At 70.5% G+C, this 20758-nt stretch carries 21 protein-coding genes and 1 pseudogene; 7 read left to right on the forward strand and 15 right to left on the reverse strand.

All coding sequences use genetic code 11. From position 1 onward, the window contains the following. Nucleotides 1-69 precede the first annotated feature (69 nt). The 3 genes from IE277_RS25670 to IE277_RS25680 form a co-directional block, all read right to left on the reverse strand. Nucleotides 70-468: a hypothetical protein gene (locus IE277_RS25670; protein WP_189956049.1), complete on the reverse strand. Its 399-nt coding sequence runs from the start codon at nucleotides 466-468 to the stop codon at nucleotides 70-72. A 173-nt stretch (nucleotides 469-641) separates the two neighbouring features. Then, complete coding sequence (locus tag IE277_RS25675; RefSeq protein ID WP_189956050.1) at nucleotides 642-1241, reverse strand: hypothetical protein; 600 nt, start codon at nucleotides 1239-1241, stop codon at nucleotides 642-644. 181 nt (nucleotides 1242-1422) lie between these two features. Then, nucleotides 1423-2298: a hypothetical protein gene (locus IE277_RS25680; RefSeq protein WP_189956051.1), complete on the reverse strand. Its 876-nt coding sequence runs from the start codon at nucleotides 2296-2298 to the stop codon at nucleotides 1423-1425. A 161-nt stretch (nucleotides 2299-2459) separates the two neighbouring features. Between IE277_RS25680 and IE277_RS25685 the strand changes: the two genes are divergently transcribed. Beyond that, entirely contained in the window at nucleotides 2460-3371 is a 912-nt protein-coding gene (locus IE277_RS25685; RefSeq protein WP_189956052.1) for a hypothetical protein, read from the forward strand. An 8-nt stretch (nucleotides 3372-3379) separates the two neighbouring features. Here the strand turns inward: IE277_RS25685 and IE277_RS25690 are convergent, their stop codons facing one another. Genes IE277_RS25690 through IE277_RS25700 form a run of 3 tightly spaced genes read right to left on the reverse strand, consistent with a single transcriptional unit; the run spans nucleotide 3380 to nucleotide 7326 of the window. Continuing rightward, the gene (locus IE277_RS25690; RefSeq protein WP_189956053.1) at nucleotides 3380-3991 is read right to left on the reverse strand and encodes a hypothetical protein; all 612 of its coding nucleotides are present in this window, start codon (nucleotides 3989-3991) and stop codon (nucleotides 3380-3382) included. 12 nt (nucleotides 3992-4003) lie between these two features. Continuing rightward, complete coding sequence (locus IE277_RS25695; RefSeq protein WP_189956054.1) at nucleotides 4004-4573, reverse strand: hypothetical protein; 570 nt, start codon at nucleotides 4571-4573, stop codon at nucleotides 4004-4006. Continuing rightward, nucleotides 4570-7326, reverse strand: a complete 2757-nt coding sequence (locus IE277_RS25700; protein ID WP_189956055.1) for an MlaD/PqiB family protein — start codon at nucleotides 7324-7326, stop codon at nucleotides 4570-4572. The genes IE277_RS25695 and IE277_RS25700 overlap by 4 nt, the downstream gene beginning before the upstream one ends. 267 nt (nucleotides 7327-7593) lie before the next feature. Here IE277_RS25700 and IE277_RS25705 point away from each other — a divergent pair, with 267 nt between their 5' ends. Both IE277_RS25705 and IE277_RS25710 read left to right on the forward strand, forming a co-directional pair. Then, complete coding sequence (locus IE277_RS25705) at nucleotides 7594-8262, forward strand: hypothetical protein (RefSeq protein ID WP_189956056.1); 669 nt, start codon at nucleotides 7594-7596, stop codon at nucleotides 8260-8262. A 42-nt stretch (nucleotides 8263-8304) separates the two neighbouring features. After that, nucleotides 8305-8889: a hypothetical protein gene (locus IE277_RS25710; protein WP_189956057.1), complete on the forward strand. Its 585-nt coding sequence runs from the start codon at nucleotides 8305-8307 to the stop codon at nucleotides 8887-8889. Nucleotides 8890-8935: 46 nt separating this feature from the next. Here IE277_RS25710 and IE277_RS25715 read toward each other — a convergent pair whose 3' ends face one another. From IE277_RS25715 to IE277_RS25730, 4 genes are all read right to left on the reverse strand, one after another. Then, nucleotides 8936-11629 carry an ATP-binding protein gene (locus IE277_RS25715; RefSeq protein ID WP_189956058.1) on the reverse strand — a complete coding sequence of 898 codons (2694 nt, stop codon included), beginning with the start codon at nucleotides 11627-11629 and terminating at the stop codon, nucleotides 8936-8938. A gap of 3 nt (nucleotides 11630-11632) precedes the next feature. After that, nucleotides 11633-12181: a hypothetical protein gene (locus tag IE277_RS25720; RefSeq protein WP_189956059.1), complete on the reverse strand. Its 549-nt coding sequence runs from the start codon at nucleotides 12179-12181 to the stop codon at nucleotides 11633-11635. A gap of 74 nt (nucleotides 12182-12255) precedes the next feature. Further along, nucleotides 12256-12549, reverse strand: coding sequence for a TcpD family membrane protein (locus tag IE277_RS25725; RefSeq protein WP_189956060.1), 294 nt, complete (start codon nucleotides 12547-12549; stop codon nucleotides 12256-12258). A gap of 146 nt (nucleotides 12550-12695) precedes the next feature. Beyond that, nucleotides 12696-14183 carry a conjugal transfer protein gene (locus IE277_RS25730; RefSeq protein ID WP_189956061.1) on the reverse strand — a complete coding sequence of 496 codons (1488 nt, stop codon included), beginning with the start codon at nucleotides 14181-14183 and terminating at the stop codon, nucleotides 12696-12698. Between the two features lie 351 nt (nucleotides 14184-14534). Here IE277_RS25730 and IE277_RS50100 point away from each other — a divergent pair. Then, nucleotides 14535-14787 (forward strand): annotated as a pseudogene (locus IE277_RS50100) (hypothetical protein); the annotation flags it as partial. Next, nucleotides 14712-14906, forward strand: a complete 195-nt coding sequence (locus tag IE277_RS25740) for a hypothetical protein (protein ID WP_189956084.1) — start codon at nucleotides 14712-14714, stop codon at nucleotides 14904-14906. The pseudogene IE277_RS50100 and the gene IE277_RS25740, both read left to right, overlap by 76 nt. On the opposite strand, the gene IE277_RS47435 is transcribed toward IE277_RS25740, so the two are convergent. The 5 genes from IE277_RS47435 to IE277_RS25760 all read right to left on the reverse strand — a co-directional run bounded on the left by IE277_RS47435 (nucleotide 14896) and on the right by IE277_RS25760 (nucleotide 18272). After that, the gene (locus tag IE277_RS47435; RefSeq protein ID WP_229881959.1) at nucleotides 14896-15435 is read right to left on the reverse strand and encodes a helix-turn-helix domain-containing protein; all 540 of its coding nucleotides are present in this window, start codon (nucleotides 15433-15435) and stop codon (nucleotides 14896-14898) included. The two genes, IE277_RS25740 and IE277_RS47435, sit on opposite strands and share 11 nt — an antisense overlap. Nucleotides 15436-15467: 32 nt before the next feature. Beyond that, a complete protein-coding gene (locus tag IE277_RS47440) occupies nucleotides 15468-15668 on the reverse strand; it encodes a hypothetical protein (protein WP_229881955.1) in 201 nt (66 codons plus the stop codon). A 290-nt stretch (nucleotides 15669-15958) separates the two neighbouring features. Next, the gene (locus tag IE277_RS25750; protein WP_189956062.1) at nucleotides 15959-16810 is read right to left on the reverse strand and encodes a phosphatase PAP2 family protein; all 852 of its coding nucleotides are present in this window, start codon (nucleotides 16808-16810) and stop codon (nucleotides 15959-15961) included. After that, nucleotides 16807-17625 carry a polyphosphate polymerase domain-containing protein gene (locus IE277_RS25755; RefSeq protein ID WP_189956063.1) on the reverse strand — a complete coding sequence of 273 codons (819 nt, stop codon included), beginning with the start codon at nucleotides 17623-17625 and terminating at the stop codon, nucleotides 16807-16809. The genes IE277_RS25750 and IE277_RS25755 overlap by 4 nt, the downstream gene beginning before the upstream one ends. Beyond that, nucleotides 17622-18272: a DUF4956 domain-containing protein gene (locus IE277_RS25760; protein ID WP_229881956.1), complete on the reverse strand. Its 651-nt coding sequence runs from the start codon at nucleotides 18270-18272 to the stop codon at nucleotides 17622-17624. Before IE277_RS25760 ends, IE277_RS25755 begins: the two co-directional genes overlap by 4 nt. Before the next feature lie 152 nt (nucleotides 18273-18424). On the opposite strand from IE277_RS25760, the gene IE277_RS25765 reads away from it, so the two are divergent. Both IE277_RS25765 and IE277_RS25770 read left to right on the forward strand, forming a co-directional pair. Further along, nucleotides 18425-19096 carry a response regulator transcription factor gene (locus IE277_RS25765; protein WP_189956064.1) on the forward strand — a complete coding sequence of 224 codons (672 nt, stop codon included), beginning with the start codon at nucleotides 18425-18427 and terminating at the stop codon, nucleotides 19094-19096. Continuing rightward, entirely contained in the window at nucleotides 19093-20487 is a 1395-nt protein-coding gene (locus IE277_RS25770) for a sensor histidine kinase (RefSeq protein WP_189956065.1), read from the forward strand. Before IE277_RS25765 ends, IE277_RS25770 begins: the two co-directional genes overlap by 4 nt. Nucleotides 20488-20758: the final 271 nt, after the last annotated feature.

Consider the following 20758-nt stretch of genomic DNA (forward strand, 5'->3'; position numbering starts at 1 on the left):
GACACGCTGTACTTCCCCTCCCCCGTTCAGTGCACGCCCGTACCCCGCACTGTCAAACGATCACGTGGGCTAGTCCTTCTGAGTGTACAAGGACAGCAGTCTGCGGCTGACGGTCTGCGGACGGGTGGGCTTGCCCGTCGCGTACTTCACCAGCATCTCCTCAAGAATGGCCGTGAGGTTCGTCTCCTCGACCTCGGCCCGCGCGTGGGCCATGGCCAGATAGCGCGCCGGGAAGCGGTTGACCACCGGCACCTTGCGCGCGCCCTCCGGCGGCAACTCGGCCGGGATCTCGGGCCGCTTGGCGTTCTGCCGCTTGGGGGCCTGGCTCAGTTCGTTGCGCCGGCGCCGGCGCAGCACACCGAGCGCCTCCTCCTCTGTGATCGGGCCCCGATCAGGCGTCCACTGGAGGGGTTCGAGCTCCCCCGGGAGTGCGCCGTCCTCGTCCACCCCGTCGGGGCGGCGGGTCATGGCCACCTTCGCCCTCACCATGCGCCGGCGAGACGACCGGCGAGGGAATTCCGAAGCGCTCATCGCCTCTCCCGCAATTGATCGACGAATCCGGGCGGGCGCTCGGATACACCGAGCGTCACTGTGTACAGACACTACCCCATGACATTCGGTACAACCAGGTCACAGGTCCTTCACATCCGCAGCATGACATTGGCCTGACCCAAAACCGCTTGACCCTCGATAAGTTGTGACCAGAACAGATCGTCCGCTTCCGCGACGGCGAGGTCGATGTCGAAGCAGATTCCGACAAGACAGGAGGCCGCGGCCCCGGGCGCCGCCCATTCCGCGGGTATCTCCGTACCGGCATCGGCCAGCAGCCAGGGGTAGCCGGCCAGGCTCACGGCCAGTCCACCCTCCCGCACCCCGACGCCGAGCACGGCCACGTCCCCGATCTCGGTCAGTTCGTCTCCGGTGACACGGGTGAATCCCCACATACCGACAAGGAAGTCCGTGTCGCTCACCGCCGTACGCCCCGAGCCGGCTCCGGCCCGTGACATCTCCCGGTCGTGGGCCACGAACAGCCCGCTCGGCAGCGACAGCAGCAGCGACGCCCCGCCGGGATCCAGCGCATGGGTTATGCGCACGGACCAATCGGTCTTGCGGACGTCCAGCGTCAGTGTTTCCCAGGTCTTTCCCGGAATCGCGTTTCCATGTTCCACAGCAGGCTCTCCCCCGACAGCAGCCGCTTGAGTTGCGGCCACCCGTGCCACAACTCCCGTTCCGGAAGACATAATGACAGTCTGACGGTCACAGCAGATCACCGTTGTGATACAGACTTATCCTGAGCGGGCATCAAAGAATCAGCCAGCGGCGGGAAATGAGTGGAACGTTCACTGGGCTGCCGTCGATTGATCATCGACCAGGTGGCCACCAGTCGGGCGGTCACCGGCCAGGCGGTCACCGGCCGACGTGTCAGGACGTCTCGTTCCTGATCCGGTCACGGTGCCGGCGTGCCGCGCGCACCTCGGCCAGGGCCCCCGGCAGCTTCAGCCAGATCCGTACGACGGCCTCGCCGATGCGCTCGGCCTCACCGGCGTCCTCGACCCTGCGCCAGCAGTAGTGGGCGTTGAGGGCGTTCCTGCGGACCTGTGCGCTCCGGCTCTCCGGCATGTCGGCCCATGCCGTGGCAACGGCGAGGTACTTGTCGGCCGCGCGAACCCAGTCCCGGGCCAGGGTGTTGATGTGCGCGGACACCGCGCGGGCCTGGAGCGCGTGCGGATGCGAGGGGCCGAACAACAGGACGACCTCACGCTCCAGATCCGCGGCGAGCGTCATGGCGGCCTCGGTGCGGCCGCTCTCCCCCGCCTCCGCGATCCGGGCCAGCCGCTCCCTGAAGCGCTCGGGCGCGGGCGGGGTCTCGACCACCTCGGACCACTGCTGGTTCAGGATGACGGTCTGGGTCCGCGGGCCCCGTGTCGTGGGGGGGATGGCCGCCAGGTTCAGGGTCGGTATCACCCGTCCCGCGGCGCGGGGCGCGCCCGGGGTGCCACTCGGCGGGGCGGCCCCGTCCGATTCCTCGTCCTCCTCGACCCGGCCGTCCGGATGGATGACCAACGGCCAGGCGGAGCCGTCGGGTTCCAGCGCGAGGGCCCGCAAAGGGCGGCCGTGCTGGGCCGCCAGGTCGACGGCCGTGCTGATCGCGGCGTGACGGACGGCGGCGAGGTCGGCGCCGTCGGGCACCGTCACGGGTACTCCGCCCACGCTGGCGCCCCCGTTCGGGTACACGACGATCGTCAGCTGCGGCGCCGTACCGCCGGCGCCGGGCTCCCCGGCCGCACCGCTCATCATGAGTCCCCTCGTGGCTCCTCCCGCGTGGGCGGGCGTACAGGTATCAGGCGTACAGATATAGCTGATCGAAGGCGGGTTCGAGTTCGGTGATTCCTGCCACGCGAGGACGGCCCCCCGGCAGTACACTGTGTATTGACACTAGCGAGGTCTGAGGGGGACAGATGAGCAATGCGGGCGGCGCGGACATGACGGCGTGGGTCGGCCTGGCTGTTTCGGCGGTCGGACCGACGGGCGACCGGCCGTACGACGCATGGCTCGCCCAGGTCGAGCGGACAGCCGTCGACCTCTGGCTGATGTCCGCGCCGGGCGGCTCCACCGCGCGCCTCGCACAGGCCCTCTCCTCCTGCTCGGCGGTCACCGGGATACTGACACAGGCGCATCTGGACGGCGGACGGACGAGGGCTCGTCTGGTGGTGCGCATTCCGGGCGGCGAGCACGGCGCCGAGCAGGAACACACCTTCCACACCGAGGAATTGGTCCACGCGCGGGCACGTGACGTCCTGGACCGCGCACAGCCGCTGATCGGCCATGGTGTACGCCTCCTGCTGGCCGTCGGCGGTTCCGGGGCGCAGCGCGTGCTCCACATCAGCGACTCGGGCGAGCGTGACCGCACCAGCGTCGAGGTCCGCGGCGCACAGGGCCGGACGGCCCCGTCCTCGATGAATCCGGCCCCCGCCGAGGTCCAGAGCGCCGCGTCGGTCCCGGCCGCGACGGATCCGGTGGCCGCCCCCGCACCGGTCGCGCCGATGGCTCCACAGCCTCCCGTCGCACCGCCGGTCGCCCCCTCCCCGGTCGCCCCGCCCGCCGTCCCGCCGCCCCTGACCAAGGTGCCGGATCCCGAGCCGCCGGGCGCGGTGTCCTGGGAAGAGGGCTCGGTCTCGGTGTGGCGCAGCATCAACCGCGGCTGGCCCAAGGAGTACCGCACCTCGTGTCTGCTGTGGCTGCGCGAGCGGGTGCAGGTGGACGACCGGGGACTGGTGCTCAATCTCGACCAACTGATCGACATGGCCGAGCAGTTGCCGGACCCCGACACCCCCCGGGGCAAGGACATCGCGTCCCGCCATCCGGCCTGACGGGTCCCTCACGGTCGGCGCTTCTGCCGCAATCGCCGCACGACGCGCCGACCGTTCTCCTCGGCTCGGGCCCACAGGACCAGAGCACCGCCGAGCAGAGCGCCGAGCAACCCGAACCGTCCGCCCAGGGCGGCGAAGGCCAGGGCACCGGTGAGCGACGATGCCAGGAAGGTCCAGGCGATGGTCCGCCAGCGCGCGGTGCGCGGCGGGTACATGTAGATGACCACCAAAGTGGCGACGACGAGCGCGAAGACGGCCACCAGTGCCTGCGCGTAGTACAGCTGCCAGACCGCGATGAGCGAGGCCTGCTGGCGCAGCAGCGTCATCCAGATCATGAAGGCGAACAGCACCTTCACGTGCTGCATGAAGCCCGAGTGCGCGGTCGGTTGCGGGCGTCCGTCCTTCTGCCGTCCCTGAGCGGAACCGCTCGCGCGGCTCCTGGACGGGCCACCGGCCTTACCGGTCTTGCCAGCCTTACCGGCCTGGCCCGTCGTACCGGCCTGGCCCGTTTTGCCCGCCTTACCCGTCGTGCTCTTGGCACCGGGCCTGTTGCTCTTGGCACCGGCCCTGCCGGTGGCGGCCGCCTTGCTTGTCTTCTTGCCGGTCGCACCAGCTTTCACCGCACGGTCCTCTCACTCGCCGTTCAGCTTGGCCGACGAGACGACCCAGCCGTCGTCCCCCTGATGCATGGCCAGGGCGAGTCGCGCGGAACCGGAGTTGGACTCGCCTTTCAGGGTCACGGTGACAGACGCGTCACCGCTCCGTTCCTCGGCCGGGTCGGGGTCGCTGACGGAATCCACGGTGGTACCGCCGCCGATCTTCGACAGGAACCGCTTCCAGTCGTCGGGGAGCTGATTCTGCAACCTGGTGACGGCATCGGGCGACACACGGGGCAGGCCCGAGACAAAGGACTTGGCCGATCCCTTTTTGGGGTCGTAGGTGATGTACACCGTGGCGAACGCCTGCGCGACCTGCTGGGGCGACGCGTCACTGCCCAAGGCCCCGCCGTACCCCCCGCTGATCAGCGATGCCGGGCGGGGGACGTAGAGCGGGGCCATCGGCCGGGCCGGCGGCGGCGAGGCCGCACCCCCGCCGGACGCGTCCGCGCTGTTACGCATCCGGCTGGAGATGTTGTTGAGGACGAACCCGAGTATCACCAGCGCGACGAAGAACGCCGCCAGTTTCCTGCCCCGGTGGCTCACGGTGTGCCTCCGCCCGTCGGCGGCGTGGTCTGCGACGGAATCTGGCCCGCGGCCTGCTGGACGTTCTGCAGAGCCTGCTGGAGCTGCTTGGACTCCGGCTCCCGCTGTCCGAGCGTCTGCCGCAGATCGTTCAGTGCCGTGCTCAGCGCGGTGGCCACGGGTATCTCGGCGGCCAGCGCGTCCACCTTCTGCAGGAGTTGCATCCGTCCGTCGGCAGTGGCCGCCTGGCCCATCACCTGGGTCACCGGCAGTTCATTCGCCACTTGCATGAACTGGTTCACATTGACCTGGACGTTCGCCGGCTGTCCCACGGCATCGATCCGGTCCGGGGCGCCATAGGTGGCGACTGCCACGGCGGCGTCCCGGCGTTCGGCGTCGAGGTAGAGGTTCCCCGAGTTGATCTGGCCCTGCAGTTGCCACAGCACCTCGCCGGCGGCATGGGAGCGGTCGATGTTGGCCGGGTTGTTGCCGTACATCGCCAGCAGGCTGTCGAGGTTCGCCGCGGCCTGCTCCTTGCTCATGTTGTTGCCCTGCAGCATGGACTCACCGCGCTCGATCGGCCTGACCCGCCGCGTCGCGTCGATCCCGCCGGTGGCACTGCGCCGCAGATTCGCCGGGTGCAGCGGGTCGTCCGGGTGGCGGACACCCGTGCGCCGGTCGAACACCGAGTCGTAGTACTCGCGCTCCAGCTGGTCCGCCCGCGCGTAGTTGCCGACCTGCCGCTCGTGCTTGACCGCGGCCATCGCGGCGTCCTGAGCGGGCTTGTGCGCCCGCTTGAGGCGCTCCAGACGCAGGCCCTCCTTGGCCGCCTCGCTGTTGTTGATGAGCGTCGTCGAGGCCTCTTCCTCCTCGCGCTTCCTCTTGCTCTCGTAGCCCGACTTGCCCGCTTCCTTGGCGTTGCCCAGCTTGGCCGCCGCCGACCGGGTGCGCCGGCCGAGGTTCGGGGAGTTCTTGAGCAGACCCTGGCCGGCCGCCTTGAAGCGCTCGCCCGCCGTGAGGGTCGTGCCGTTGGCGGCGGCCGCGGCGGAGGCACCCTTTGCGCCGGCGATCATGCTGGCGCCGCCCGTGGCGACGGCGAGGCCGGCCATGCCGGCCACCTGGGCGGTCTGCTTGGCGAGGTCCGAGCCGACGCCGACGATGGCGTCGCCCGCGTCCTTGTTGCCCATCGCCATACCGGACAGGGCGCGCATCGCGGGCTTGGCATAGACGCCGAGCAGCACGGTCATCAGCGCACAGGTGAGGATCTTCAGCAGCCATCCCTGGTTCCCGCCCGGGGCGAGGATCAGGGTGTCCATATAGGTGACGATCACCAGTCCCAGGCCCCAGCCGCACTGTCTGAACACATTGATCAGGAACAGCTCGCCGAGTTTGATCGCGGCGACTCTGGACGGGCCTGGGAAGATGCCCAGGAGCAGGTAGAACGGCGCGAAGATCATGAGCGTGAACACGCCCAGCTTGGCGGCCAGGAGCATGGCGCAGATGAAGTACACCGACGAGTTGATGACGATGCCGCCCATGACGCTCATGGCCGCGGCGGAGGTGCGGGCGGTGAAGTCGTTGCCGCTCGCGATGTTGATGGTGTTCTCGTCCTCGGGCTTCACGTTCCGCGTGTCGTCGCCGAGGAGCCAGGACCAGTTGGAGCTGTCCTCGCCGCCGTAGCACATACGGAAGTTGTTCTGATCGTCCTCGTGGCAGAGATCGTTGCCCCAGAGCTTGAGGAACGGCACCTTGTCCACATAGTGCTTGTCCCAGGCCATGCTGCCGGACTTGGAACTGCCGCCGACCTCGTCGCTGTTGCCGTTCCATTTGACGATGGCCGTGAGGACGTCTCGCCCGTCCTTGTCGACCTGGCCGTCCGCCTGCAGGCCCACGAACTGCGCGTTGAGCATCTCGGGGCCCCACTTCGTGGCAGCCGTGTCGTCGTTGCCCACCTGCCCGTACAGCCATGGGTCGTAGACCAGGGGCACCCACAGGGCGTCCTGGACACACGTCGCCGCTTTGACCTGCGACGACTCGTTGCACGTCGAGGTGTCGGCACCGCCCGTGGTCGGCAGTTTCGCCAGGGACTGGTATCCGGTCGCGGTCACGCCACCGACGATGGAGTTGATCTTGGAGCCCGCCAGGGTCGGATTCTCCGCGAACCAGAAGAAGAGTCCGGCGATCAGGAGCATCCAGCCGAAGCCCTTGAGGACCGCCGTGACTCTGCCGTTGGGCCCGATGTTCTTCCATCCCAGGTAGATACCGCCGAGGGCGCCTACCAGCCCCAGGAAGGGCGTCGCGATGTTCGACATGGCTTGCGCGATGTCGCCGATGGGTTTTTGCAGGAAGCTGAAGGGGTCGTCGCCGAAGGACCAGCCGATCAGCGCCATGGTGAACAGGGCGAAGATCTTCGACAGTTCGAAGATCGCGTTAGGTATGAAGAGGGCCCACCGGTTCATGGAGAAGCAGCCGGGCTTCCAGCCGAAGGCGGTCCATGACAGGCCCGCCATGCCGTAGCGATGGAAGGACGGCTTCGGTCCCTTGTAGGGCGACTCGTCGGCGTTGGGTATGTACGTGGCCAGCTCGGACGGCTTGATGTGCTGGTCCACCTGGTCGGTGCCGAGGAACGACTCCAGGCCGGACCCCCGGCTCTCCGGAATCGGCACGTCCATCGGCCCGCACATGGCGAGGATGTCGTCCACGATCGCGTACGAGGGCGTGGCCATCGTGAACCACAGGGTGAACGCCGACAGCAGCGCCAGCAGCCCGGCCATGACCCGTCGCCTCACGACCCGGAAGCGCTGACGCCGGGCACGCGCGGCGGACTTGGGTCGCTTCGAGTCCGGAAGGTCACGGAAGGACGTCAGCCTCGTACGGGCCGCGCCTATGGAAACAACGGCCATGCAGATCCCCCGATCCCCCGAGACGCCTAGGACTTTAGTTGATGTGTATATACGCTAGAGACGTTAGCACGCGGGTCGGACACAACTGGATTGGTTTCACGGGCATATGCTGCCGATGCTGTGGTGGGAGGTCTGACAGTGGGACACGACCCCCGTGGACGTGGCGGCGGCCCGTCGATCCACCAGGCCGCGCTCGACAACCTGCGGCGCGGCAGCAAGCCGGTGGTGCTCTTCATCGTGGCGATCTTCGGCGTGATGACGCTCTTCATCGCGGGCGGCCTGCTCGTGACCAAGAGCACCATGCCGGCCGCCCCCTCCGACCCGGGTTCCGCAACCGGCGCCGGGAGCACCCCGGCCCCCAGCGCCTCGTCCTCGCCCGGGGCCGCCGGCGTCCGGCGCGCGGTGCTGGTCGCCTTCCTGAGCGATGCGGTGGCGAAGGACACCACCCGCTGGTTCCCGGGCGCCTCCGCCCAGACGGACGGCCTCACCTACACCCCGCTGACGTCCGGCGACCCCGGCACGGACCGGCCGGACGGCCTGGGACGGGTGTCCTATCACGACCTGCCGGCGGCCGACGCCCGCGCGGTGCTCGCCGCGGTCTCCCGCCGTGGCACGGTACGACCGGACACGCTCGGCATCACCGCCTCCACAGGCGACTCCAGTAGCTGGACGATCAGCTTCGAGGTCTCGGTACGCGGCAGCCGGGCCCGCCTGCGGGGCGAGGCCGAGGGATACACGACGACGTCCGGGGCCTCGGTGATCATTCGGCTGGTCTATCCGAAGGATACGACCGCATCGCCGGGCTGAGACACCCCGGTCAACACTCCCCCGACACGGAACGGAGACAACGTGCAGGAAGCAAGGCGGACCAAGGTGGCCGTATGCGTGGTCGCCGCGGCCTTCGCGCTCGCCGGCTGCGGCAACGGAGGTGACGGATCCGACGGCAAGCACAGCCCGTCCGCGTCTCCCACCCAGACGGACCCGTATCAGAAGGCGCCCTGGCGGCTCCAGGTCGTCAACCTCCTGAGTGCGCTGCACAATCCCGGGGACGGGAAGTACCGAAACTGGCTGTCGGACGATCCCACCTACGACACCCGTGACTTCACGTACACACCGCGCAGAACCGGAGATCCCGGCTGGGAGAAGCGCAATTACGGAGGAACGGCCGTGGTGTACCCAGGGACGATGAAGCCCACGGAGAAGAAGGCCTTCTTCAACGCCCTCACTCGGGACAACACCGTCATCCCCGGCACGCTGACGGTCGTCGACCCCAAAGGGGAGACCGTCACCGGCGACAACAGCTACATGTTCACCTTCAAGGTGAAGACCACCCGGGGCAACTGGCTCACCGGCACTGCGATCGGCGGCCCCGGCACTTCTGCCGCCAAGGGCCACATCACGGAACTCGCCTACGACGTAAAGCCCTCCTCGTAGCCCCGCTCCGCTCCCGCCCGCCACGGCGGGAGCGGCGGGAGCGGGCTCACGCCCCGAGCAGCGCCTCCGGCGGCACCGGATCGTCATCCTCCTCGCCCCCCGCTCCCGCGCTCTCGACCGGACCCGCGAGGTCCTTCTTGGCCTCGATCTCCCGGCGGGCGCCCGCCGCCTCCTCGCCGAAGATCTCGGCGATGATGCGGGCCATCTTCTCGGGGTCCTTGTCCGGGTTGGTGTCGAAGATGTCGAGTACGAAGTCGTGGATGAACTCGACCTTCATCCGGGCCAGTTTGCCGGTGCGGTCCTTGAAGACGCACACACCCTTGCCCGAGCCGCTCAGGGACAGCAGGGCGCCCACGTTGGCGTCGTTGACCTCTGCGCCCAGGAACTCGCAGGTCTTGACCGCCTCTTCCTTCGACGCCGTACCGAAGGCCCACACGCCGGTGACGAAGCTGGAGTCGAAGTCCCCGGCGGACTGGGAGATGAGCCGCAGGAAGGTGTTGCGGGACCGGCCCAGACGCTTGATGCGGTCCACCAGGGTCCGGGCCCGCGGGTTGTCCTTGCTGGTGTGCCACTCGTCCCAGGTGATCGCCTTGGGGATGGCCGGGTCGAGGGTGGCCATGATGTTCCAGGTGTTGTCCGCCATCAGACCCGAGATCACGTCGGAGAGCAGCTCGCGCTCGGACATCATCTCCGGCGGCTTGCCCGGATCCGGCATCTGCAGGCCCAGGGTGCAGAAGATCACGGTGTAGCCCACGGGGATCCGGAAGGGCTTCGGCGCCCGGCCGAAGATCAGCTGGCCGAGCCTGGTGCGGGACACCTCGCGGAACCGGCGTGCCGGGGGACCGGAGAACTGCCGGCAGCGTTCCTGGTTGATGTTCGTGGGGGACGGCGGCAGTTTCTCCCAGCCCTCCAGGATCTCCACCACGCGCATCAGGTAGGTGGAGCCGTTGCCCTCGTTGATGGCGGCGCCGACGGCCTGCCGGACCACGTCGCCGAAGTCGCTGCCGCTCTGCCCCGCCAGCAGGTCGGGGACGAGGCGCAGCAGCGTCTCGCGCATCAGCTGGGCGGCGTCCTCCGGGGTCTCCGCCTGGGCCGCCGGGTCCAGCATGCCCGCGTCGGCGTCATAGACGTTGACACAGATGATCTTGTCCGGGTTGAGCCCGAGGTCGGTGGCGTACTTCTTCAGCACCAGATAGTCGCCCTTGGGGTCCCAGACCACCTGGGTGATGCCTCTCAGGGCGTCCTCCCAGACCGGCTTGAGACCGCGGCTGACCGTCTTGCCGCCGCCGGGGTCGCCCGGCACGCCCTCCGTGGGCGCGAGCTGTGACTGGGTCGCGTAGAGCATGTGGTCCACGAAGACCGGCTCGGCCGCCTGGCCGCCGGCGCCGATCGTGTAGCCCTGGTAGAGGCCTTCCCCGTCGCCCACCGACGGGGAGATGTGCGGCATGCCGGAGGCGACGTAGTCCAGCGGCACCCGGCGGATGTAGTCCGTGTCGAGGGGGCGGCCGCCCGGCAGGGACTCGTAGAAGAAGAACTTCTGGTGCGAGGGCGGTCCGTCGACCGTGTACCCCGTCTCGCGCATCGCGCGCACGAAGTCACGGGCGTGCTCGCGCAGTTGCTCCTTGTCGGTGTCGGCGATGCCGAACAGGGCGCGCATCCGGACGAAGGGCGTGCGGTGGTGGTCGACCAGATATTTCATCTGGGTGACCAGTTCCTTCTTCTGGTGGTACGTCAGGTCGGTGGAGACGCCCGCTTCCTTGTCGTTGAAGAATTGCTCCTCGACGTTGCGCAGCGCCTTGTCCGCGTCCTTGCGGGTGTCGCTCAGCTCCTGGATCTCGAAGCCCACCGACTGGACGACCGGGAAGGGCAGCGCGTCGGTGCGGTGCAGCCACATCGTGCCGGGGAAGTTGATCTCCTCCGGGCCCAGCGAGAAGGCGAACCAGATCTGGTACGACGTGCCGGTGGCGGTCTCGTGCCGCAGGCACTTGTAGTCGTACTTGCCGATCCGGCCGAGGGGCTCCCGGGTCACCTCGCCGCCGCACAGGGCCTGGAGTTCGCCGGGGCCGTAACGCTGCGGGGCGATCGCGGACGGGTCGGGGGCCGGCAGACCGGGGTGCGTGAGATGGAGGAGCAGCATCTCCGCCTCCTCCCGGCCGACCGCCTGACAGCGCAGCGGCGAGCCGGCCAGTGTGTTGCGGATGTCCCCGGCCTGGTCGTGCCACACCTCGATCTCGTCGAGGGGCGGCATCTCGTCGTCGATGTCGAGCGGTCTGCGCATCTGCTCCCAGGCCCGCTGCATGCGCCCCCAGGCGCCGTTGTACGACGCCCGGTCGCCGAGCCGGACGATGAGGTAGACGCGCTTCATCGGCCAGGCGGCGTCATTGATGCGCTCACGGGTGTCGGCGAGCATCCCGGCCCAGCCGGGAGCCGGGATGCCCTGGCGCTGGGTGCGCTCGTCGAGCCGCTTCGCCCACAGGTCGGCGTTGAACGGGAACTCGGTGGTGATCAGCCGCGTCTGGTGGGCGATCCCCCGGGGCAGCCCGGACAGGCCTGCGTACACCTGGGCGAGGCCCGCCCGCTTGTCGAGCGGGCTCATCAGCTCCCAGCTGCGCGTGGGCACGCTCACCAGGGTGTACGCGCCGTCGGCGTCGAGCAGGACCGAGTCGTCCAGGTACCGGTAGCCGATGCGGGACGGCGCCTGGTAGCCGTCCGGCAGGAGGCGGGAGACGGCGTTCTTCATCTGTCAGGCCTTCCGGGTACTTGCCGACTGACGGTCCGCGAGGTCCTTGACCGAAGGCCGGACCGTGTGCCATCCGTTGGGCAGCCGAGTGCGGGGAGCGAGGCCGGGCAGCAGCTCGGGCCGTGCCCGCCACAGCACGATGCGGTACGTCCGCGGGCCGTGCCCCTTGCGGACCGGGACTCCCCTGCGATGCACGGGATCGTCCATCATGTCCCGCACGGCGGCCCGCACCAGTCCGAAGATGCCGAGGTTGTGGCGGATCGGACGGCGGGAGGCCACCACCGCGACGAGCGGGGGCACGAAGAGCACGAACAGATAGGGGACGCCCTTCGGGGCGCTCATGCCGAACAGGTGGGCCAGGAGCTTGATCGGCGGAGCGAGGATCATGTTGTAGGCCAGGACCCACGCGAACAGGGTGAGGGCGAAGATCTTGATGTCGTCGACGAACAGCCCTTCCTTCAAGGGGATGTTCGCCTTGCCGACCTTGCGCAGCGCCTTCTTGACCTTGAACGCCTCGGTGTAGTCCCGCAGGGTCACCGTTTCTTCGCTCACCGCACCTCACCCCTCCCAGCGGCCACGACACACGACCGGCGCCGGGCGGTCCCGTGGACCGCCCGGCAGGCCGGTCAGGAATCGATGATCGGCGTCCAGATGTTGTCCTTGATGAAGTTGCCGCCGCTCTGGAGCAGCGTCGTGGGGTCGTCCACGATCATGAAGGTGAAGCTGCCTATCAGCAGGATGGTGGCCACGACCATCCACTTGCGCTGGGCCTGGGTGAAGAAGGCCGCGACGACGGCGAACACCACGGTCGCGGCCAGGATGGCCTTGCCGATGGTGCTGGTCTTGTTGGTGATGTCGGTGGCGTCCGCGAGGTAGACGTGCATGTCGGCCGCGTGGGTCATGAGCGCGTGGCTGAGCATCTGGATTCCTGTTCCTCTTCTGCAGGGCGCGCATGGAGCTACGTACTCGCGCGATTCGATCGTATAGACACAAGGTGGAACGCGGCAGCCGTATTTCCCCCCGTGGGGCAGCCTGTTCCGCGCTCAGACATATGTATAGACGCTCATCACTGACCTGTGGATCCCGAAGGCGTCGGCTGTTGCACGCCTGTTGAACTTGTTGCACTGGGATAAGGAGCGGGACTCTGTGAATACATTCCGCCCGTGCCCTGTGACGGCTGGACGTCCGGCAGCGCGTCACCGCCGACGGAGCCCACCGCGGGGGTGGGGTCGGACGCGAAGTACCACTGACCGCTGTTCTTGGCGATGGCGACCTGGTACGTCGAGGTCTGGCTCGCCTTGCCGTCGGTGCTCACCAACGTCGTGGTGAACGTGACCAGTCGGCGGTCCGGGTCCTCCCCCTTGCCGGCCACCGGCACATACACGCTGTCGACCGACGGACGTCCCCCGTCGCCAGCGCCGGTGTAGCCGCCGCCCAGGCCGAAGGAGACCGTGCCGGGCAGCACATAGCGCTTGAGGTTCACCGCGTCGCTCTGCACCCATGCGGCCAGGAACGGGGGCAGCAGCTCGGACTGGAGGGTCGACGCGAGAGCGGAGTCATTGGTCTTGCCGGCCGACGCAGTGTTCTTCGGCGGCGAGGTCAGTCCGGCGCACGGCACATAGACCGGTGTGGCGGTAAGACCGAAGGCGGTCGACCCGCCGCGGTTCACCATGTACACCGGCACCGCGACACACCGCCAGGAACCGTCCTGCACCTGCACCGTGCCACGGACGACGCCACTGCTGGCGTTCGTCACCTGGACGTCGTCGCTCATCACCATGTCGATGACCGTCTGCTTGCCCTGGCCGTTCCAACCGAGCTGCTGGTCGAGGCCGTTGATCGCATACGGCTGGAGCGCGCGCGAGCGTTCGTCGGCGTGCGCGGCGTCGTAGTTGGCGAACATCTTGACCAGCGGCGCGGCCCACATGACGGCGGCGCCGCGCGGGAAGTTCTGCGCCGATGCCTTGATGCGCGCGTCGACGGCGGAGTCGACCTGGGACTTGCTCGCCTTGCCGCTGATCTTGACGAACAGGAACAGCAGCAGAAGGAGCGCGAAGATACCCAGGATGCGCCGGACGAGAATGCCGCGGCGCGGCCCCGCCCACATCTGGGCGGAGGAGACGTTCGCCCGGTCGGCGGACGAGGAGTCCGGCTTCTGCTTGGCGAAGGGGTTGTAGAACCAGCCGTTGCCGCTCTGGCCGTCGGACTGCTGCCCCTTCTTGCCTTTGCCGCCCTTCGACGTCACGTGCTCGACGGGCGGCCCGTCGTCGCCCCGCCGCTCCTGGGCGGCCGGTTCCGTGAAGGCCGCCTGGTGGCTCGGGCGGCCGAGGGGACCGGGGTCCCGACCCGCCCCGGGGTTGCCGCCGCCCGGCCCCGAGCCGGGCGGGACCGGCGGATCGGCGGGCTTCTTACGGCGGAACAGGCCGCCCGAACGCCCCGTCCCGCCCTTGCGGATCAGCATGTCCTCGGTCAGCGCCGGCACGCGCTGCGGGCCCTGCGCCTGACCGTCGAGCCGCTGACCGGCAGCTCCATCGCCCTGAGGCGGCACTCCCACGGCTCCCCCTTCCGCTGTACCCCGTCCGGAACGGCCGGCGGCACGAACCCTCCGTCAGGCACAGCCCGTGACAGAGGCCCCCACCATGGGGCTGTATAGACACACCTACTATAGTCGTCCGACCGCTTCACTGAGTGTATAGACAGTGATGCTAGGGCTCCGGGCCCCGCGAAGCCAGACGATACGGACGCGGAAGCCGGACGATGCGAACACGCGGGTGTGACAGGTTTCTTGGCTCAGGCGGGGTACAGGCGGGGTGCAGGCGGGCCAGGGCCGGTTGTGACGCGTCACCGGACACTTGTGATGCATCATCAGGCGCGGGCGCGCCCGGGCCTGTGAGGATCGCCGGTCATGAGCGGCAGTGAGCGGGAGCCCGCGGACGGCGGGCTCGACCGGGGTGACGGGCGGGACTTCGCCGACGTGGACCGGGGATTCGTCGGGCGGCTGGAGCCCGGTGTGGTGCGTGGTGCGTGATGCGCGAGGCCGGGTGGTGTGGGACGCGGACGCGTACGGCTTCCTGGAGGCGGAATGTCCGCCGACCGCGCATCCGTCGCTGTGGCGGCAGAGCCGGCTCGTGGCCCGCCAGGGGCTGTACGAGGTGACGACCACATCGATCACTTCGGCGGCGTGCGCGGGGCCGTCGACGGCGACGCGGGGGTCCTGGTCACGTTCGGTTCGCTGCTGGAGGCGCCGGGTCCGGACTTCGCGATCGTCACTCCGTGACCCCGGCGTCCGTCTCCCGCAGCAGCAGGGCCGCGAGCGCCAGGGCGGTGCTGCGGGGGTCGGCGAGGTCCAGGCCGGTCAGCTCCTGGACGCGGGCGAGCCGGTGGTCGACGGAGTTGGGGTGCAGACCGAGACGGCGGGCCGTGGCGCGGCGGTCCTGACGCTGCTGCAGATGGGTGCGCAGGGTCTCGACGAGTTCGGGCCGGCGGCCAGCGGGTCGAGCAGAGCGGCGATCCGCTCGCTGCCCGCGCTCGGTCGGGACAGGTGGTACTCCAGCAGGACGTCGTCGAGCCGGTGCGGTCCGGCCGGCCGCACCGCCGGCCCCGTCGGCTCGCGGAGTAACTCCATGGTGCGGCTTGGCAGTTCGGTAGCTCCAGGTACGACGGCGTGGCCGCCGGCGGCGTCGAGCAGGGCGGGGACGTCCGCGTCGAAGGCCCGGTCCGGCGCGCTCTGCACGCGCCGCACCAGCCGCCGTACGGCCACCGGTGAACTCCCGTCGCCGACCGGCGGGTTGTCGAAGCGCAGCCACAGCGCCGGCGCGGACCCGTCCGACCCGGGCCCCTAGGCGGCCGGCCGGCCGTCCAGCAGGGCTCGGGCGCGGGAACGCCGCTGTTCGTACCGTTCGGCGGCCAAGACCGCCTGCTCGTCCAGATACCGCTCGGTCAGGGCGTCCCGCTCCTCGGGACGGGCGGTCTCGCGCAGCGCGCGGAACAGCTCCTTCGCGCCCAGGGTGTACGTGCGCAGCAGAAGGCGCAGCGGCATGCCTTCCTCGGCGCGCTGGGCGGCGCGTCCCGGAAGTACTCCTGCTCGTCCCGCCGCGGCCGGCTCCCGCCCGCCCCGCGCAGGAACAACCGCATGCCGTGCCGGGCCGTCGCGGCGATCTCCATGTCCTTGACGCCGGCGGGCAGTTCGGCGTAGCCGCGCAGCTGCTCCAAGACGTCCCGCGCCATGCGCCGGGCCAGCTCGTTCACCCGGGGCTCGCACCGGGCGGCGAGCGCCGCCGCCGCGGCGGACAGCTCGTGCGCCATGGATCACCTCGCCGGCGGCAGGGATCAGTGTCCGGCGACCGTGCGTTCGTAGTCCCCGATCAGGTCGCCCAGCAGGGTACCGGCGGTCAGGTCGTCGGTGACGTGGCCGGCCATGTAGAGGCGGGAGTAGAGGACCTCGTCCTGCATCCACCGGTACTCCTCGGCGCGGTGCGGGGAGAGGGCGCTGAGGAGGGTGACGGCGGCGGCCGAGCGGGCCGCGTGCCGGGAGGGGTAGGAGTAGGGGCCCTTGGCGCCGGGCTTGATGTGCTTGTCCGGGCGCAGGCTCGGGTCCAGGACGTACGGGGCCGGCTGCCGGTCCTTGGCGGCCAGCTGGTCGCTGATCGTCTTGGCCAGCTTCAGGGCCGCCTTGAGGCCGGCCTTCTCCGCGGTGTCCTTCGCGGCGGGGGCGAGTTCGCCGCGGTCGTGGAGGTAGAGCTTCCAGATGTCCTTCTTGCCGTTGAGCTCCAGCCAGGCCGCCGCCTTCTCGCCGGCGGCCGTACGGGTCTTGGCGAGGGCCTGGACCTGGCGGAGTTCGGCGGTGCGCTGAGCGGCCGCGGGCGGGGCGGGGATCTGCCGGGCCGCCCAGGCGGTGAACGCCTTGTCGTCGCGGGCGGTGCCGTGCGCCTTCTTCCACTGGGCGAAGAGCGCGTCGGCCTTCGTCCGCTGGGCGTCGGCCAGCCTGCCGACCGGGGTGATCTCGGCGTCGCCGAAGAGAGCCGGCGGCGGGCTCTGCTTGATGCGGTCGGTCGCCGAGAGGGTGAAGCCGGGGACGCCGGCGGCGGCCAGCTGCGGCCGCAGCAGACCCATGGAGGCGGCGACCACGGCGATCAGTGCGATCACGGCGTACGGCCATCGGATGCCGCGCAGGACGTTCATGCGGCGGGGGTCCTTTCGAAGAGCGGTGCGGGGCTGCCCCCGGTGCTGAAGTGGGCGCGGGCGAGCCGGCGTACGTCGTTGTCGGGCAGGCCGGGGGTGAGCAGGGACCGGCCGATGACGTACTTGCTGAGGGAGACGGGCCGGGCGCCCAGGCGCAGCAGCAGGCGGTCGGCCGGGGCGGGCCGGACGCCGCCCTTGGTCTCCACCAGGACGTGCCCCGGGTCGAGGCCGGCCCCGCGGTCCCCGTGACGGCAGGTGAGGCCGCCGTCGAGGGTGACGCGTGTGCCGTGGTCCAGGTCGGCGAGGGCCGCGCGGACATAGCGGATCTCCGCGGCGGGGGACAGTGCCGCGGCGGTGACGGGGATACCGGCCCGGCGCAGCACCTCGTCGACGAACTCGGCGGCGGACGCGTCCAGCCGGCCGTAGCCCTCGGCAGGGGCCCTGAGGGCGTGTTTGACGGTGGCGTCGCGGCCGTCCTTCGTCTTCACCTCCACCCGGCACAGCCCGTCCTCCGCGTACAGCCGGGTGCGGACCTTCCATCGCCGGCGGCGCCGCTGCACATGGGCCCGCCAGGCGCCGAGCCGCTCGGTGTCGAAGTAGGTGCTGAGATAGCTCGTCGTACGGCGGCCGGCCAGGTCGAGGACGTGGTGGCTGTCGGCGAGCCGGTCCACGAGGAGCCGGGCGCGGTCGAGCGGGACCAGGTACTTGCGGTCGGTGCGGTGCTGCAGCGCGGCCGCCGCGTCGACCTCGGCGAGCGTGGCCCCGCGCAGCGCGGACAGACCGAGACCGGCCGCGAGGGAAGCGGCGGCCGTCATGCGGCGGTCACCTGCTCGCGCGGCTCCATGTCCTGGGCGGCCGGCTCGCCCGGCACCGCGGGGTAGCGGGCGGACACCCGGGTGGTCTCGCGGACGTAGTCGACCTCGTCGACCTCGACCGACAGCGGCGCCCGGCCGAAGCGGAAGGCGACGTCCTGGGCGATCAGGGAGGGGTCGTCGTAGACGCGGTCCATGGTCAGCCGCACCGTGCGGGTCGGCGGCTGGTCGGTGCGGGGGTCGTCCACCAGCAGGACCGCCACCAGCACCACCGTGTCCACCGTGATGACGAGCCAGCCGTCGCGCTGCGGAAGGCCCGTGCACAGCGCGATGACCAGTGTCACGAAGGTGTAGGCGACATCACGCAGGGTGAAGGCCGCGCTGCGCAGCCGGACCAGGGAGAGGATGCCGAACAGCCCGAAGCCGACCCCGGCGGGGAACTTGCCCGCGCTGATCGCGTTCATCGCCGCGAACAGACCGACGTTCAGCGTGACCAGGACCAGCGGCATCGCCGGTGCGCTGGGCCGGCGCCGGTAGAGCCAGCCGACGAGGACCAGCAGGGCGACGACGTCGAGGCCGCCGCGTGTGCTGAGGTCGGTGGGGGCGATGTGGTGGGTGATGCCCTTGGCGGCGAGCACCAGTGCGTCCATGGCTGTCCCTTCCGTCCCGGCACAGGGGACGGCGGACCGGTCGCGGCCCGCGGTGCGCCGCGACGTGAAGGACGGTAGGGATGTCACATGAAGAGACCATGAAGCCTTGGCCGGCGCCCGGGGCCGGCACGGCGGGCGGTTAGCCTGCCGCCATGCACTACCTGGTCGTCGACGACGAGATCCGCCTCACCGACCTCGTCGTCCGCTACCTCACCGAGTCCGGACACACCGCCGAGGGCCGCTACGACGGTCCCTCCGGCCTGGCCGCCGCCCGGGACCCCCGCCTGGACGGGATCGTCCTGGACGTGATGCTGCCCGGCACGGACGGCGTCGAGGTGTGCCGCACGCTGCGCGGTGAGGGCATCGACGTGCCCGTGATCCTGCTCACCGCGCGCGGCGCGATCAGCGAACGGGTCGCGGGGCTGGACGCCGGCGCCGACGACTACGTGGTCAAGCCGTTCGCGCTGGAGGAACTGCTGGCCCGGCTGCGGGCGATATCCCGGCGCCGCCCCGACTGCTCCGGCCGCCTCGAGGTCGGCGACCTCGTCCTCGACCCCGCGCAGCAGCGCGCCTGGCGGGCGGACACCGAACTCGGCCTGTCCCGGCGGGAGTTCGCGGTCCTGCGGGTGCTGATGGAGCACGCGGGCCGGGTGGTGACCCGGCTGCAGCTGCTCGACGAGGTCTGGGACGGCGAGACCGACCTGCGCAGCAACGCCATAGACGTGCACGTCTCCAAGGTGCGCGCGAAGGTCGACCGCGCCTTCGACCGTACGACGATCACGACCCTGCGCGGACGCGGCTACCGGCTGGAGACCACCCCGTGACCCTGCCGGGCGGGCCCATGCCCCTGGCCGGCGGGCCCCGGGCCTGGTTCGGGCGGCTGCCCGTCGTCACGCGGCTCGTGCTGGCTGTCGCCGTCACCATGTCCCTCGTGCTGACCGGCACGGCCTGGCTGGTCTACTGGCGCGTCCAGACCGCCCTCGACCAGCAGCTCCACGACGACCTCGCCGCCTACCGGCACAGCCTCGAACGCTCCCTGCACACCGGCACCGCGCTGCCGCCGGGCCCCAGCGGCAGCCTCTACCAGATCCTCGACCCCCACGGCCGGGACCTCGCCGCCAGCGCCGCCGTCGGCCACCGGCCCCTGCTCACCCCCGCCGAACTCGACGCGGCCGTCCGAGGGCGCCTGGTGCGCCGCGACGTCGGCTCCCTGCTGCCGATCACCCCGGACACGCTGCGTCTGCAGGCCGAACGCGTCACGACCGGCAAGACGACCCGCGTCGTCGTCGCCGCCGTCCGGCGCGGGCACCGCGACGAGGCGCTGCGCGAACTCCTCGCCCAGCTCGCCCTGGCCTCCGGACTGGCCCTGATCGCCGCCTCGTACGTCGGCTACCGCACGGCCCGCGCCGCGCTGCGTCCCGTCGAGCGCTACCGCACGGCGGCGGCGACGCTCGCCGACGGCGCGCAGCACCTGCGCCTCGATGTGCCCGCCGACCGCGACGACGAGATCACCCGCCTCGGCCACACCCTCAACCGCATGCTGGACCGCCTCGCGGCGGCCGCCGCCCGCGAGCGCCGGTTCGTCGCCGACGCCAGCCACGAGCTGCGCACCCCGCTCGCCCTGCTGCGGGCCGAGGTCGACGTCGCACTGCACCGCCCCCGCCCGGCCGAGGAGCTCAACCAGACGCTGCGCTCGGTGGACGCCGAGGTGCAGCGCCTCATCGACCTCTCCAACGCCCTGCTGGACCTGGAGGAACTCGGCAGCACCGACCATCTGACCCGGGCACCCGTACGACTGGCCGACCTGGTGAAGACCGCCGTGGCCCCGCATCTGCCCGGCGCCGAACGGTCCGGGCGCGCCCTGACCGCCGACGCGGCGGACGCCACCGTCGACGTCGACACCCGCTGGCTGGTCCCCGCCATCGGCAACCTCGTCGGCAACGCGCTGCGCCACGGGCGCGGGGCCGTCCGTCTGACGGCCACGGTCGAGGAGGGCAGGCTGCGGCTGAGCGTCGCGGACGAGGGGCCGGGTTTTCCGCCCGGGTTCCTTCCCCGGGCGTTCGACCGTTTCGCCCGGGCGGAGGCCAGCCGCACGAGCGAGGGGTCCGGCTTGGGGCTCGCGTTCGTGCAGGCGGTGGCTACGGCTCATGGAGGCAGCGCGCGTGCGGAGAACGCGGGGGGCGGGGCTACGGTCACTGTCGATCTGCCCGTTTGACCACCCGCGCTGCGTCGCGGGCGGCCGGACCCGGTCAGCGGGGTGCGCTCTGCGGTCTGCGGCGCTCGTGCGCCCGCGGGTGTGACCCGGGCGGGTCGGTCGGCGAGGGAAGGATGGGCCGACCCGCCCGGGGGTCTCAAGGGGCTACGGCCCAAAGGCCACCCGGAGTCAGAGGCCCACGTCGCGGCTGCGGATGTCCTCCAGGGACTCGCGGCGGACCAGCAGGCGGGCGAGGCCGTCGCGTACGGCGACCACGGGCGGGCGGCCGACC

This window comes from Streptomyces alanosinicus (assembly GCF_014650595.1).
GTDB lineage: Bacteria > Actinomycetota > Actinomycetes > Streptomycetales > Streptomycetaceae > Streptomyces > Streptomyces alanosinicus.